We start from the raw sequence: 13,842 nt of genomic DNA, 5'->3' as shown, positions 1-13,842 counted from the left end.
ACGACGCAGACGGGCGTCGCAGAGGGCGGCTTGGAGGATTTGCCCCACAGAGACATTACCGACCAGTAGCGTAGGGGGCGGCATGCCCCCGCGAGGAAGGAAACGCTCATGGCTGACACGCAGCGCACCGAGGTGAACGGTCTGCAGGTCGCGACGATCCTGTACGACTTCATCAACGATCAGGTCCTGCCCGGCACCGGTGTCGACGCCGACACGTACTGGAAGGGCTTCGCCGACGTCGTCGCCGAGCTCGGCCCGAAGAACCGCGCCCTGCTCGCCGAGCGTGACGACCTCCAGGCCAAGATCGACGAATACCACCGCGCCAACCCGGGCAAGCCCGACTTCGACGCGTACAAGAGCTTCCTCACCGAGATCGGCTACCTCGTCGATGCTCCGGCCGAGTTCAGCATCACGACGCAGAACGTCGACCGTGAGATCACCGACCAGGCCGGCCCGCAGCTCGTCGTGCCGATCCTCAACGCCCGCTTCGCGCTCAACGCGTCGAACGCCCGCTGGGGTTCGCTCTACGACGCGCTCTACGGCACCGACGCGATCGACGAGGCCGACGGCAAGGAGAAGGGCACCTCGTACAACACGGTGCGCGGCGAGGCCGTCATCGCGTTCGCGAAGAACTTCCTCGACACTGCCGTCCCGCTCGCCGAGGGTTCGTACACCGACGTCACCGGCTTCGGCGTCGACGGCGGCGAGCTCGTCGTCCACCTCGACGGTGAGCGCACGACGTCGCTGAAGAACACTGACGAGTTCGCCGGCTACGTGGGGCTGCCTGCGCAGCCGGAGGGAATCCTGCTGAAGCACAACGGTCTTCACCTGGAGATCCAGATCGACGCCGAGTCCCCGATCGGCGCGACCGACCCGGCCGGCATCAAGGACGTCCTCGTCGAGTCGGCTGTCACGACGATCATGGACCTCGAGGATTCCGTCGCCGCCGTCGACGCCGAGGACAAGGTGCTCGGTTACACGAACTGGCTCGGCCTCAACAAGGGTGACCTCGCCGAGGAGATCACGAAGAACGGCAAGACGTTCAAGCGCGAGCTCAACCCCGATCGCGAATACGTCTCCCCCGGCGGCGACACGTTCACCCTGCCGGGCCGCTCGTTGCTGTTCGTCCGCAACGTCGGCCACCTCATGACGAGCGACGCCGTCCTCGATGCCGACGGCAACGAGATCGGCGAGGGCATCCTCGACGCCCTCGTCACCGTCCCGGCTGCGATCCACGGCTTCGCCGACAAGGACGGCGTGAGCAACACGCGCACCGGCTCGATCTACATCGTCAAGCCGAAGATGCACGGCCCGCAGGAGGTCGCGTTCGCGAACGAGCTGTTCGAGCGCGTCGAGAGCGTCGTCGGGCTGGCGAAGAACACCGTCAAGATGGGCATCATGGACGAGGAGCGCCGCACGACGGTCAACCTCTCCGCCTGCATCGACGCCGCGAAGGAGCGCGTCGTGTTCATCAACACGGGCTTCCTCGACCGCACCGGCGACGAGATCCACACGTCGATGCTCGCGGGCCCGATGATCCGCAAGGGCGAGATGAAGGGTTCCACGTGGATCAAGGCGTACGAGGACAACAACGTCGACGTGGGCCTCGCTGACGGTCTCGCGCACAAGGCGCAGATCGGCAAGGGCATGTGGGCGATGCCCGACCTGATGAAGGACATGCTCGAGCAGAAGATCGGCCAGCCGAAGGCCGGCGCGACGACGGCGTGGGTGCCGTCGCCGACCGCCGCGACGCTGCACGCGCTGCACTACCACCAGGTCGACGTGTTCGCCGTGCAGGAGGAGCTCGCGAAGCGCAAGGCCGCGTCGGTCGACGACATCCTGCAGATCCCGCTCGCGGAGAACACGGACTGGTCGGACGCCGACAAGCGCGAGGAACTCGACAACAACTGCCAGTCGATCCTCGGCTACGTCGTGCGCTGGATCGACCAGGGCGTCGGCTGCTCGAAGGTGCCCGACATCCACGACGTCGCGCTCATGGAGGACCGGGCGACGCTGCGCATCTCCAGCCAGCTGCTCGCGAACTGGCTGCAGCACGGCATCGTCACCGAAGACGAGATCGTCGAGTCGCTGAAGCGCATGGCGCCGGTCGTCGACCAGCAGAACGCCGGTGACGCGAAGTACGAGCCCATGGCGCCGGGCTTCGACGGCATCGCGTTCAACGCGGCCAAGGAGCTGATCCTCGAGGGAACGAAGCAGCCCAACGGCTACACCGAGCCGATTCTGCACCGTCGTCGGCGAGACAAGAAAGCCGCGCGCTGAGGATCAAGCGAGCGGAGTCGAGGGTGTGGATGCCGAGCTTGCGAGGCGTTCACACCTCGGCGTAGGGAGCGTTGACGAAGCGCGCCGTGGGCTCAGTGACGATCAAGCCCGACCGAGGTAGGTCCGCGCCGGAGCGTGCGACGGCCCGGCCCTGCCGAATCGGGCGCTGAGGAACTGAGCCAAGGAGTAGTCCGCGCGCAGAGGATCAAGCGAACGGAGTCGAGGGTCGCCTGACCCTGAGGATGGCGCGTAACTCACAGGTAGGCACGCAACTGCACGCCTGCGTGTGAGTTACGCGCCATCGTGCGTGCTGGGGTCGGCGCGGGGCGTCCGAGGGCTGTGCGCGACCTGGGTTCCGTTGGAACGCCTAGCATTCGGACATGAAGCGCATCGACGTCCATGCTGACGGGCCCGCGAGTGTCGACGCGGCGTGGCAGGCCTACGTGCACGTCGATCGGTGGCGTGACTGGTCGCCGCACATGCCGCCGGTCGAGGCGGATGCCGTGGTGATCCGTCCCGGCACGCAAGGACGATGGCGTCTCGGGCCGGTGACGGTGGGGCGGTTCGTCATCACCGACGTCGATGCGGTGGCGAGGACGTGGAACTGGCGCGTCAGCGTCCTGGGGCTGACGACGACGGGCGAGCACCGCGTCGAGGTTCGTCGGGGCGGGTGTCGCTGCCACATGGCGATGGATCTGCCGCCTCTCGTCGGCCAGGCCTACCGGCCGCTAGCGTGGTGGGCCCTCCATCGGCTCGCTCGCAGCTCGTGAGGCGTCGAGGGACACGAAGAGGGTGTGGAGAAACGCGTCACGGATGACGCGTTTCTCCACACCCCTGGTGGCTTCTCTTTGCGCCCAGATGCACCCGGGTGCATCTGGGCGCATGGGACGTCAGACGGCGACGTTCTCCTCGAGTTCCTCCTCGGTCTCGGGGTCGAGCTCGTCGCGCTCGTCCTGATGCGCGTGCTCGGCGTGGCGTCCGACGGGGTGGGACGCAGCTTCCTCGAGCTCACGGGCTCGTACAACACGTCGCTGTTCGACCGCGTATCCGACTGCGAGACAGAGCAACCCGACGACCAGCCAGCCGAACAGGATGGTGAGCGGACCTGCGATCGAGGCGTCCGGGAAGTAGATGATGCGACGCAGCGCCTCGACGAAGCCGGAGCCGATCCAGAAGTCGTGCAGCCAACCGAAGAAGCTCGGCTGCATGACGGGCGCGAACACGCCGCCGGACGAGGTGAAGTTGAGCGCGACGAAGATCGCCGAGTACAGCAGCGTCGCGAACCGTCCGACGATCGGGTGCAGGCCGACACCGACCGTCAGCACGCCGGCTGTGTAGAGCAGTGACAGCGCCCACGTTGCGAGCACGTGCCCACCGAACATGTCGTAACCCCACGCCGCGATCGCGAGTTCGATCGTCGAGATGACGACGGCGGCGCCGGCGGCGAGGGCGATGCGCTGGGCGAACGGGCGGCTCGCAGCCGCCGCGCCGATGGCGATCGACGTGGCGTACGCGGCGACCGTCAGGGCGACGAGGAAGAAGAACCCGTTCTGGCCGGCGGGGTCGTCCTCGGTGAGGGGCGCGACGTCCTTGACGGTCAGCGCATCGTGCTGCTTCTCCGCGACGGGGCGGAACATCTTCTCGACGACGGACTTCGTCGTGTCGGACGCGCCACCGGCGGTGAGCAGTTCGGCCTTGCCGTCACCGGGGACGTAGGCCGCGGAGATCTTCAGCTGCTTCAGCTGATCCGTGGCCTGCTCGGGCGTCGCGATCGTGCGGACGTCCGCCTCGTCGCCGAACGCGTCCTGCACCTTGGCCGCCAGGGGGCCGGCCTGCTGAGCCTGACCGACGACGGCGACGGGCACGTGGTGGGGCGACGGCTTGTGGAAACCACCGAGGTAGGCGGCGCACATGATGAGCCCCATGAGGATCGGAACGATGACGTGCGACAAGACCGTCCTCATCGGGGCCTGCGCGGTTGGCGGATGCGCGGTGGACATCTCTTCCCTTCGTTTAGTTAGGTTATCTATGTTTAATGGTACACCTGACTGCGAGGTGTGCGCGAGCTGTGGGGCCGGCGTCACGTCGGATCGTTCCGAGGGCCTACCCGGTCAACCCGTTCTGCGTTTTCGCCGATCGCGGCCTGAGCCATCCGCGACAATGGCACGGTGACTGCGCACTTCGAATCCGTCGACGACGTCCGCGACCGCCTCGCCGAGGCCGGCTACCTCGCGAGCGACGCCATCGCGACGACCGTCTTCCTCGCCGACGCTCTCGGCAAGCCCCTGCTCGTCGAGGGGCCGGCCGGCGTAGGCAAGACCGAGCTGGCGAAGGCGGTGACGTCGGCACTGACCGGCGCGACGGGCGAGAACGCCGATCTCGTGCGGTTGCAGTGCTATGAGGGCATCGACGAAGCGCGCGCCCTCTATGAGTGGAACCACGCCAAGCAGCTCCTGCGCATCACCGCCAACACCGCTCTGGCGCAAACGTCTTCGTCGGGCGTGGCCACCTCCACATCGACCACGAACAGCGCCGCGGACGCTCAGCCGGACGCCACGCCGGGCGCCACGCCGGGCGCGTCCGGTGTGGCGTCAACGAACGCCTCCAGCCCCGCCGGCTCGCCATCGAGCGGCGCCGCCCACGACTGGGACGAGCTCGCGACGGACATCTTCACCGACGACTTCCTCCTGACGCGTCCGCTGCTGCGCGCCATCCGCAACACACAGCCGACGGTGCTTCTCATCGACGAACTCGACAAGGCCGACGTCGAGGTCGAGGGCCTCCTGCTCGAGGTGCTGAGCGACTTCCAGGTGACGGTGCCCGAACTCGGCACGATCAGTGCGACGCAGCGACCGTTCGTCGTGCTGACGTCGAACGCCGCCCGCGACCTGTCGGAGGCGCTGCGTCGACGCTGCCTGTTCCTGCACATCGACTACCCGACTCCGGCGCTCGAGCAGCGCATCGTCGAACTCAAGGTGCCGGGTCTCGACGCGGTGCTCGTCGAATCCGTCGTGCGACTCGTGCACCGACTGCGCCAGATGCCACTGCGCAAGGCACCGAGCGTCGCCGAGACCGTCGACTGGGCGCGCACCCTCATCGCCCTCGGAGCCGACGGCACGGGCGATCTCGACGCGGCGGTGCTGCGCGCCAACCTCGGCGTGCTGCTCAAGCACCAGGACGACATCGAACGCGCCTCCACGCTCCTCAAGCTCGATGCCTGACGACGCCGTCGTCCCCGCCGGCGCGGGTGCGCCGGGCACCGGGCGGCGAGCTGCGCACTCGGACACCGCGGGCTCCGGACCAAGCGCCTCCGTGACGTCATCCGCCGGCCCGGGCATCGCGTCTGCGGGCGTGCTGCGTCGACTCGTGTCGTTGGCGAACGCGTTGCGGCGCCACGGCGTCGTCGTCGGCACGAGCGACGTCATCGACGCCGGGCGCATCGTCACCGCTCTCGGGCTCGACGATCGCGAGCGTCTGCGCGAGGGTCTCGCGTCGGCGTTCATGCGACGCGGCGAGCAGCGGCGCGTGTTCGACGAGTTGTTCGACCTCTACTTTCCCGCCGCCCTGGGCGCGCGCACGCGCCTGACGGACCTCGAAGAGGACGGCGCCGCAGGCGAATCCGGTGGTCACCACGACGGCGAGCCCGAACCCGACTCGCTCGACGCACTCGACGACTTCGACCCCCTGACGGCGGACGCCGCGGCCCTGCGCGAGCGCGCCAGGGCGCTGCAGGAGATCCTCGCGCAGGCTCTCGCCGCTCAGGACGAGCGGGCGTTGAACGCCCTCGCAGCCACCGTCGTCACGGAATTCGGCGTGCTGCGGCGCGAGGGTGAGAACGGGTTCAGCGCGAACCAGGCGATCGAGCAGTTCCAACCGAACCTCGCCATCGCGCGCGCGTCCGAGCTCATGCAGCAGGGCCCAGAAGCCGGAGGTTCTGACGGCGGCACGGCCGGCGGCAGCTCCGGCGGCGGGGGTGGTGGTAGCGGTCAGTCGATGGGTGCCGATCAAGGGTGGCAACCGGAGCGCTTCACGCAGCGGCTCGATCGTGACGACGCCCGCGAGCGCGTCGCGGCCTTCCGGCGCCGTGTCGAGACCGAGACACGGCGACGCAACGCGGAGATCCGTGGTGTCGAACGGCTGGCGGAGCACGCCGTCACGACGCCGCTCGAGCGTCGCGCGTTCAGCCAGACGTATGCCGTCGATGCCGCGGAGATGCGGCGCGTCATCGACCCTCTCGCCCGCAAGCTCGCGGCGCGGATGGCGGCCAAGCGGCGCCGCGCGTCACATGGCCGCATCGACATCCGGCGGACGCTGCGGGCGTCGATGTCGACGGGCGGCGTACCGATCGAGCCGGTGTTCACACATCACGCGCCGAACCGTGCGGAACTCGTCATCCTCGCCGACATGTCGAGTTCGGTCGCCGGGTTCAGCCGCTTCACGATCCTGCTCATGCAGGCGATGCAGACGCAGTTCGCGCGCGTGCGCGTCTTCGGGTTCGTCAACACCGTCGACGAGCTGACCGCGGTCGTCAAGGAGGTCGGGCGCGACGGCGACCTCGTCGAAGCGCTCAAGGGCAACCGGCGCATGACGCGCGGGCACCGCAACAGCGACTACGGCCAGACGTTCGCCGACTTCGTCGAACACCACCTCGACGCGGTGACGCCGCGCGCCACCGTCCTCATCCTCGGCGACGCGCGCACGAACAACACCGACCCGCGCCACGACGCGCTGCGCACCATCGCGCAGCAGGCGAGGCACGCGATGTGGCTCAACCCGGAAGCCGAACCACAATGGGGCCAGGGCGATTCCGTCGCACACCGATACGCCGCGATCGTCGACATGCACGAGGTACGCACCATCACCGATCTGCGGGAGTTCGTCGCCCGCGCCTTGTGACGCCTGTGCCCCTCGAGTGCCGCCACGCCGACGACGTGCCATCACCTGCACGAGAAATGTGCAGCTGACGACGCACCATCAGCACCCCTCGGCCACGACTTACTCGATGAAGCCCTCGCTCTTCAACCACTCCTCGGCGACCTTGCCGGGATCCTTGCCCTCGACGTCGACGCGGGCGTTGAGATCGATGAGGGTGTCGTTGTCGAGCTTCTTCACGACCGGTTCGAGGATCTGCGCGATCTGCGGATACGTGTCGTAGATCGTCGTCTTGACCACGGGCGAGACGTTGTAGTTGGGGAAGAAGTGCTTGCTGTCGCTCATGACGTCGAGGTGGAGACTCTTGATCCGCCCGTCCGTCGTGAAGACCTCACCGAGGTTGCAGACCTTCTGGTCGATCGCCGAGTAGATGGCGCCGGTGTCCATCTTGCGGATGTTGCCGGTCGGCACGTCCTTGCCGTACGTCATCCCGTACGCCTTGAGCATGGGTTGGAAGCCGTCGTTGCGGTTCGCGAACTCCGACTCGATGCAGAACGTGCGCTCGCCGACAGGCACCTTCTTGAGATCCGACAGATCCTTGAGCCCGTACTTCTTCGCGAAGTCCTGACGCATGCCCAGGCTGTACGTGTTGTTCATGGGCGCAGGTTCCAGCCAGGTGAACCCGTTCTTGGCGTCCTCCGCCTTCACGGCCTCGTACTGCTTGCGCGAATCAGCGATGGGGTCGGTCTTGCCCATGTAGGTGATCCACGCCGTGCCCGTGTACTCCATGATGAGCTGCACCTGCCCCGTCAGCTGCGCCTGGCGCGAGGCCGCAGAACCGGGGATGGCGGTGAAGTCTTTCACCTTCGCGCCGCCCGACTGCAGCATGATGACGGCGATCTTGCCGAGGATCTGCTGCTCGGTGAAGTCCTTGGAACCGACCGCGATGTCGAGCCCGTCGAGTTTCTTCACCGAGGCCAGGGGGCCCGCGAGCTTGGCACTCGTCGTCAGCCCGCCCGAGGTGCCGAGGCCACAGGAACTCAGCGTCACGGCCGTCGTCACGGCGACGACGGCGCCCGTCGCTCGCCTCATTCGCTGGCGTGTCATCCGATCACATTCCCTTCGGCGTGAGCAGGGCTTCGAGCAGGCGCCCGGCCCATTCGAACGCGAGGGCGAGCAGCGCGATGAGGATGCCGCCGCTGACGAGCACGGGGTAGCGGAACAGCTTGATGCCGGTCGTGATGAGCTCGCCCAGGCCACCGGCGTTGATGAAGGCCGCGAACGAGGCCGTGCCCGCGACGAGCACGAGCGCGGTGCGCACGCCAGCCATGATGATGGGCGCAGCCAGGGGCATCTCGATGCGCAGGAGCGTCGCCATCTGGCTCATGCCCATGCCGCGTGCGGCTTCGACGAGCGTCTGGTCGACCTGCTGCAACCCCACCATGGTGTTGCGCAGCACCGGCAGGAACGCGTAGATCGCGAGCGCCAGCACCGCCGTCCAGAAGTCGAACGCGATCCACATCGCGAGCAGCACGATGAGGCCGATGACGGGCGTCGCCTGTCCCGCGTTCGCGATGGCGATGACGGGGCCGGAGAATCGCCGGAATGTCGGACGCGTCAGCAGCACTCCCAGCGGGATGGCGGTGACGAGCACCGCGACGGCAGCGGCCGCCGTCACCTTGAGGTGTTGCCAGAACAGGGTGCCGAGCAGGCTCCACTCGAGCTGGCGGGCCTCGATGTCGTCGAGGTCGGCGTTGAGGCGCCAGATCACCCAGCCACCGCCGACGAGCAGGATGAGGATGGGCAGGCCGACGATCATGCCGAACCGCTCACGCCCCAGGCGCTTCCTCATCGCTGCTCCCCCTCGTCGGCCTGAGCGTCGAAGTCGGTGGTCGAGGAGGTGTTGGCGACGACCGTCGAGCTCGCGTCAGCCTCTCCGTCGACGCGTTCGCTGAGTGCGGCCGCCTGCTCCTGCACCTGACGGATGTGCTCCATCACCTGCTGGAACGACGCGACGCCGCGGTACTCGCCGCGCCCGCCGGTGACGACGACGGCGCCGTGGCTCGAGGTGAGCATCGCGTCGAGGGCGTCGTTGAGGGTGGCACGCGAGTCGACGGTGATGAGGTTGACCCCACGGTTCTCGACCCGGGCGCCGCGCATCCGCTCGACGTTGATGAAGTCGACCGGGCGTCCGCGTTCGTCGAGCACGACGACGTTGGGGGAACCGCCACACTGGGCGGCCTCGCGCGCCTCGGACGCGTCGGCTCCGACGGTGACGGTACCCAGCTGCGTCGCGCCGATCTCGTCGAGGCGTGTCAGCTGCAGCGACTTCAGCGCGGAACCCGAGCCGACGAAGTCCTCGACGAACTCGTTGGCCGGCGCCGCGAGGATGTTCTCGGGGGTGTCGTACTGCTCGATCCGCCCGCCCTCGGAGAGGATGAGGATGCGGTCGCCCAGCTTCAGTGCCTCGTCGATGTCGTGCGTGACGCAGATGATCGTCTTGCTCAGCTGGCGCTGGATGCTGAGCATCTCGTCCTGCAACCGCTGCCGGGTGATCGGGTCGACGGCGCCGAACGGCTCGTCCATGAGGATGACGGGTGGGTCGGCCGCCAGGCCACGGGCCACGCCGACGCGCTGCTGCTGCCCGCCCGACAGCTCGCGGGGGTAGCGGTCGCGGTAGCGCGCAGGGTCGAGACCGACCATGTCGAGCAGTTCGTCCGTGCGCGCGGCGATGCGCTTCTTGTCCCACTTGAGCAGCCCCGGCACGACGCCCACGTTGTCGGCGACGGTGAGGTGCGGGAACAGCGAGCCACCCTGGATGACGTAGCCGATCTTGCGGCGCAGGTCGTCGACCTTGTGGTTCTTGACGTCGTCACCGTCGATCGTGATGCGACCACTCGTCGGGTTGATGAGCCGGTTGATCATCTTGAGCGACGTCGTCTTGCCGCAGCCGGAGGGGCCGACGAACATGACCATCTCGCCGGCGGGGACGGTGAGGCTGAGGCCGCCGACGGCCGCCTTCGCCTGGCCCGGGTACTTCTTGACGACGTCGTCGAAGACGATCTCGGCGCCCGTGACGTCATGGCTGGCGGGCTGCTCGTTGACGGTCTCGGTGACGGGAGCGTCGTGGTCGGTGCGGAACAGATCAGGCACGGATACCCCTGGGAATCGTCAGTCGGCCGATGCCGACGAGAATGAGGTCGAGCACGAGGGCGAGGATGACGATGCCGATCGTGCCGACGAGGGCGAAGTTGATGGCGTTGACGCCACCGTTCTGAGACAGGCCGGTGAAGATGTAGCCGCCGAGGCCGGGGCCGAGGGCATAGGCGGCGATGGCCGCGACGCCGAACGACATCTGCGTCGAGGTGCGCACCCCCGCGAGGATGACGGGCCACGCAAGTGGCAGACGCACCTTGAGCAGCGTCGCCACCTTGCTCATGCCCATGCCGCGCGCGGACTCGAGCAGGTTCGCGTCGACAGCCTGCAGACCGACGACGGCGTTGCGCAGGATCGGTAGGACGGCGTAGAAGGTGACGGCGATGACCGACGGCACCGCACCGATGCCGACGAGCGGCAGCAGGATGCCGAGCAGCGCGAACGATGGCAACGTCAGGCCGATCGCCGAGAAGATGTTCGCGAAGCTCTCGAGCTTCTTGTTGCGGATGACGATGACGGCCAGGACGAGCGCGATGATCGTCGCGAGCAGCACGGATTGCACGACGAGCGACGTGTGCTGGTAGCTGCGGTAGGCGATGTCCTCCCACCGGTCGGCGATGAAATCCCACACAGGCCTCACCCTCCCTTCCTTGACGGTGACGCAGAGCGTCCTGGGCCGCCGTCATGGGCTGGAGAAGCCACACCCAGGCGGGCTGGATCGCCCGGATCACGCGGGCTGCAGTTCGCTTCAGCCTATGGGCAACCTCGGCAACACGAGCCGTTCGACGTCGTTGTCAGGGTTGGACCGCGCCTCTTGACGCCGCCTCGACGCGTCGCCGTGCCGTGTGCTGACGGCGAATGCGGCGCGCAGGTAACGAATAGCTCACGATGCGCTGAATACGGCGAATCACCGTGTCGCCGGCGCGATCGGGCGGCGACACGGCTGTGCCTCGGCGCTGACCGATCGCTGCCTCTTCGACCCGATCCGGCGGTAGCGGCTTCGCGTTGACGGGTCCACGCCGCGTCACGAGACTGGGCGTCATGACTGTTCTCCCTGCCGGTGCCCTTCCGTGGCAGACCTACCGTGACGTGCGGCTGCGGGCATTGTCGACGAACCCAGAGGCTTTCGGGTCGACGTTCGCCCGTGAGAGCGAGTTCACCGAGCAGGTCTGGGCCGAGCGCGCGATGAGCCCCGGCACGTACCTGTGGATGCCGGACGCGGGTGAGCCGGAGGCGTCGAGTCAGGTCGCGCCGCGCGCCGACGGGCTGATCGGCCTACGACCGGGCCAGATCTACTTCGACGACCCAGCCGTCGTCGGCGCACTGGGGTACGAGGCGCACGCGATCGCGTTCGTCGTGCAGATGTGGGTGGAGCCGGCGCGCCGCGGCGCCGGCGTGTTCGACGCGCTCGTCGACGCCGTCATCAGCGATGCGCGCGAGCAAGGGCTGCGCGCCATCGGGCTGCACGTCTACCGCGCCAACGAGCGCGCGGCTGCGGCGTACCGGCGTCGCGGGTTCCGGCTCGTCGAGAACCCGACAGCCGAGTGTCCGGCCGACGAGGCCGAGTACCTGCTCCCTCTATGACCCGCTGCAATCCTCCGGCCCCCAGCGGCCGTGCCCGTCCCCATCCGCGATTCTTGGTCACTTCTGCGATTTTCGTCCCCATCTGCGATTTTCGGTCACCTCGACGAATGTGACCGAGAATCGCAGATGTCAACGAAAATCGCAGATGGGTGCAGGGAGCGGGGGCTCAGAAGAACCAGCCCTCCGGCAGCGGCTCGCCGTCGGGGCGCGCGCCGTGGGCGTGGCCGTCGAGCGACGGGATGCCTGACGCCTCCATCGCCGCGACGTCAACGTAGTGCTCCCGCCCGAACGCGAGCGGGAAGACCTCGTCAGGCATCTCGAGGATGCCGCGCGCGTCCGACTGCGAGGCGTGCGCTGCGAGCGCCGCGCGCTTGCTCTCGAGCCAGGGCGTGACGTCGACGTAGAACGAGATCTCGCGCTCGGGCAGGCCGAGCGGGTTGCCGTCGTCCATGGGCTGATCGGGGTTGAACCCCTCCCCCTCGGGGTAGACGCCCGCCTCGACGGCCTTGCGATACATGACGCGCATGCGATCGCGGTTCATCGTCGATTCGAAAAGCCTCGGCGTCGCGCGCGTCAGCTCGAGCGCCCGGTGCATCACCGGGTGCACCTTGACGTGGTCGGGGTGGCCGTACCCGCCATGCCAGTCGTAACCGACGACGACGTCGGGGGCCTCTTCGTCGAGGATGTCGGCGAGCCGCTGGCCCGCTTCGGTGAGGTCGGCGCCGTGGAACGCCTTCTCGCCAGCGTTCTGCTCCCACCCCATCATGCCGGAGTCGGCGTAGTCGAGCCACGCGACGCGCGCCGTGCCGAGCACCTGCGCCGACCCGGCGGCCTCGGCGCGTCGTCGATCGACGACGCTCTCGCCGGGCGCGAGGTCGTCGGGGGCATCCCCGTGATCACCGTTGGTCGCATACACGACGACGACACGATGTCCCTCGGAAACGGCTCGCGCCATCGCCCCCGAGGTCTGGCTCGCTTCGTCATCAGGGTGAGCGTGGAAGAAGAGAATCGTCGACACGCCCCATAGTTTCCGCCATCGGGCGGCATCAACCGCAATCGTGACCGGCGCGCGAGGACGATCTGTGGCCGCGGCGACCCACGATCCCGGCCCGCGTGCACTCCACGAGTCGGCGCTGCGACGATCGAGGACGTGCCTACTGGGCGGCCGTCTGCGTCACGTGACCAGCCACCGCACCCGCCGGGAACACGCCGGAGCCCCCCGGCTCGTGCGCCGGGGGGCTCTCGCGTCGAGGACGAGGCTCTTCAGAGGGAGCGTGCGCGGCGACGCAGCTGCATCGCGCGGATGATCTCGACGATGCCGGTGACGAGCAGGAACACACCCGCGATCCAGACGAGGGTCGCCAGGGACGAGATGGGCGAGGCGACGAGCACGATGCCCGCGAGGATGCCGATGACGCTGGAGACTATGATCCACCCGCGGTCCTGGCCCTTCGTCGACAGGCCGAGGGCGAGCATCGTCATCGAGTTCATGATCCAGCCGATGCCGATCCACAGCCCGAGCAGGGCGACGGAGTGCGTCTCGCTGCGGAAGCAGAGCAGACCGAGCACGACCGACAACGCAGAGACGAGCAACGACGCGGCGCGCACGAACCCCGGCATCGGCGCCGCCAACCCGACGAACAGCCCCACGAGGCCGCTCAGCAGCAGGAAGACGCCGAACAGTACACCGATGACGACGGTGGTCGGCCCCGGCCAGATCAGGGCGATCAGACCGACGATGATGCTCACAGCGCCGACGCCAGCGATCGCCTGCCACGCGTGCGAGGCGAGACGATGCAGCGGCGTCTCGACGATGGTGCCTTCGAGGCTCATAGTAACTCCTTCGCGACGGGTGGGTCACGAGAAAGCGCTCGGTGTGCGCCTCCCGCCCCACATCCCGATTGTCCCACAAGCTCATGGGCGAACCCTGGAAGCAGGACATGCCCTACA

The 13,842-nt window shown here is 68.0% G+C and carries 12 protein-coding genes; 5 read left to right on the top strand and 7 right to left on the bottom strand.

What is annotated here, in order from left to right; all coding sequences use genetic code 11:
- Window positions 1-108: 108 nt before the first annotated feature.
- Together ABH936_RS03440 and ABH936_RS03435 are read left to right on the top strand one after the other, a co-directional pair.
- Window positions 109-2,280, top strand: coding sequence for a malate synthase G (locus tag ABH936_RS03440; RefSeq protein WP_288756607.1), 2,172 nt, complete (start codon window positions 109-111; stop codon window positions 2,278-2,280).
- Between the two features lie 380 nt (window positions 2,281-2,660).
- On the top strand, window positions 2,661-3,050 hold the full coding sequence (locus ABH936_RS03435; protein WP_051806272.1) for an SRPBCC family protein: 390 nt from the start codon (window positions 2,661-2,663) through the stop codon (window positions 3,048-3,050).
- A 120-nt stretch (window positions 3,051-3,170) separates the two neighbouring features.
- Here the strand turns inward: ABH936_RS03435 and ABH936_RS03430 are convergent, their stop codons facing one another.
- A complete protein-coding gene (locus ABH936_RS03430; protein ID WP_241725651.1) occupies window positions 3,171-4,232 on the bottom strand; it encodes a hypothetical protein in 1,062 nt (353 codons plus the stop codon).
- 216 nt (window positions 4,233-4,448) lie between these two features.
- Between ABH936_RS03430 and ABH936_RS03425 the strand changes: the two genes are divergently transcribed.
- On the top strand, window positions 4,449-5,501 hold the full coding sequence (locus tag ABH936_RS03425; RefSeq protein ID WP_241725652.1) for a MoxR family ATPase: 1,053 nt from the start codon (window positions 4,449-4,451) through the stop codon (window positions 5,499-5,501).
- Window positions 5,494-7,176 (top strand): VWA domain-containing protein, encoded by a 1,683-nt coding sequence (locus ABH936_RS03420; RefSeq protein WP_239303380.1) that lies wholly within the window; start codon window positions 5,494-5,496, stop codon window positions 7,174-7,176. Before ABH936_RS03425 ends, ABH936_RS03420 begins: the two co-directional genes overlap by 8 nt.
- Before the next feature lie 99 nt (window positions 7,177-7,275).
- On the opposite strand, the gene ABH936_RS03415 is transcribed toward ABH936_RS03420, so the two are convergent.
- The 4 genes from ABH936_RS03415 to ABH936_RS03400 are packed head-to-tail and all read right to left on the bottom strand — an operon-like array spanning window position 7,276 to window position 10,939.
- Window positions 7,276-8,259: a glycine betaine ABC transporter substrate-binding protein gene (locus tag ABH936_RS03415; protein ID WP_038569779.1), complete on the bottom strand. Its 984-nt coding sequence runs from the start codon at window positions 8,257-8,259 to the stop codon at window positions 7,276-7,278.
- A gap of 4 nt (window positions 8,260-8,263) precedes the next feature.
- Window positions 8,264-9,004, bottom strand: coding sequence for an ABC transporter permease (locus tag ABH936_RS03410; RefSeq protein ID WP_038569781.1), 741 nt, complete (start codon window positions 9,002-9,004; stop codon window positions 8,264-8,266).
- A complete protein-coding gene (locus ABH936_RS03405; RefSeq protein WP_038569782.1) occupies window positions 9,001-10,305 on the bottom strand; it encodes an ABC transporter ATP-binding protein in 1,305 nt (434 codons plus the stop codon). The genes ABH936_RS03410 and ABH936_RS03405 overlap by 4 nt, the downstream gene beginning before the upstream one ends.
- On the bottom strand, window positions 10,298-10,939 hold the full coding sequence (locus ABH936_RS03400; protein WP_038569784.1) for an ABC transporter permease: 642 nt from the start codon (window positions 10,937-10,939) through the stop codon (window positions 10,298-10,300). The genes ABH936_RS03405 and ABH936_RS03400 overlap by 8 nt, the downstream gene beginning before the upstream one ends.
- Before the next feature lie 410 nt (window positions 10,940-11,349).
- On the opposite strand from ABH936_RS03400, the gene ABH936_RS03395 reads away from it, so the two are divergent.
- Window positions 11,350-11,892 carry a GNAT family N-acetyltransferase gene (locus ABH936_RS03395; protein WP_038569787.1) on the top strand — a complete coding sequence of 181 codons (543 nt, stop codon included), beginning with the start codon at window positions 11,350-11,352 and terminating at the stop codon, window positions 11,890-11,892.
- 166 nt (window positions 11,893-12,058) lie between these two features.
- Here the strand turns inward: ABH936_RS03395 and ABH936_RS03390 are convergent, their stop codons facing one another.
- Together ABH936_RS03390 and ABH936_RS03385 are read right to left on the bottom strand one after the other, a co-directional pair.
- A complete protein-coding gene (locus ABH936_RS03390; RefSeq protein WP_038569789.1) occupies window positions 12,059-12,910 on the bottom strand; it encodes a PIG-L deacetylase family protein in 852 nt (283 codons plus the stop codon).
- A gap of 245 nt (window positions 12,911-13,155) precedes the next feature.
- Window positions 13,156-13,725, bottom strand: a complete 570-nt coding sequence (locus tag ABH936_RS03385; RefSeq protein WP_038569791.1) for an HdeD family acid-resistance protein — start codon at window positions 13,723-13,725, stop codon at window positions 13,156-13,158.
- Between the last annotated feature and the right edge of the window lie 117 nt (window positions 13,726-13,842).

It is taken from the genome of Dermacoccus sp. GAS27A, from assembly GCF_044909235.1.
GTDB classification, from domain to species: Bacteria; Actinomycetota; Actinomycetes; order Actinomycetales; family Dermatophilaceae; genus Dermacoccus; species Dermacoccus nishinomiyaensis.
Note: the sequence above shows the minus strand (reverse complement) of the source record. Positions and strands in the feature narration are given on the sequence as shown.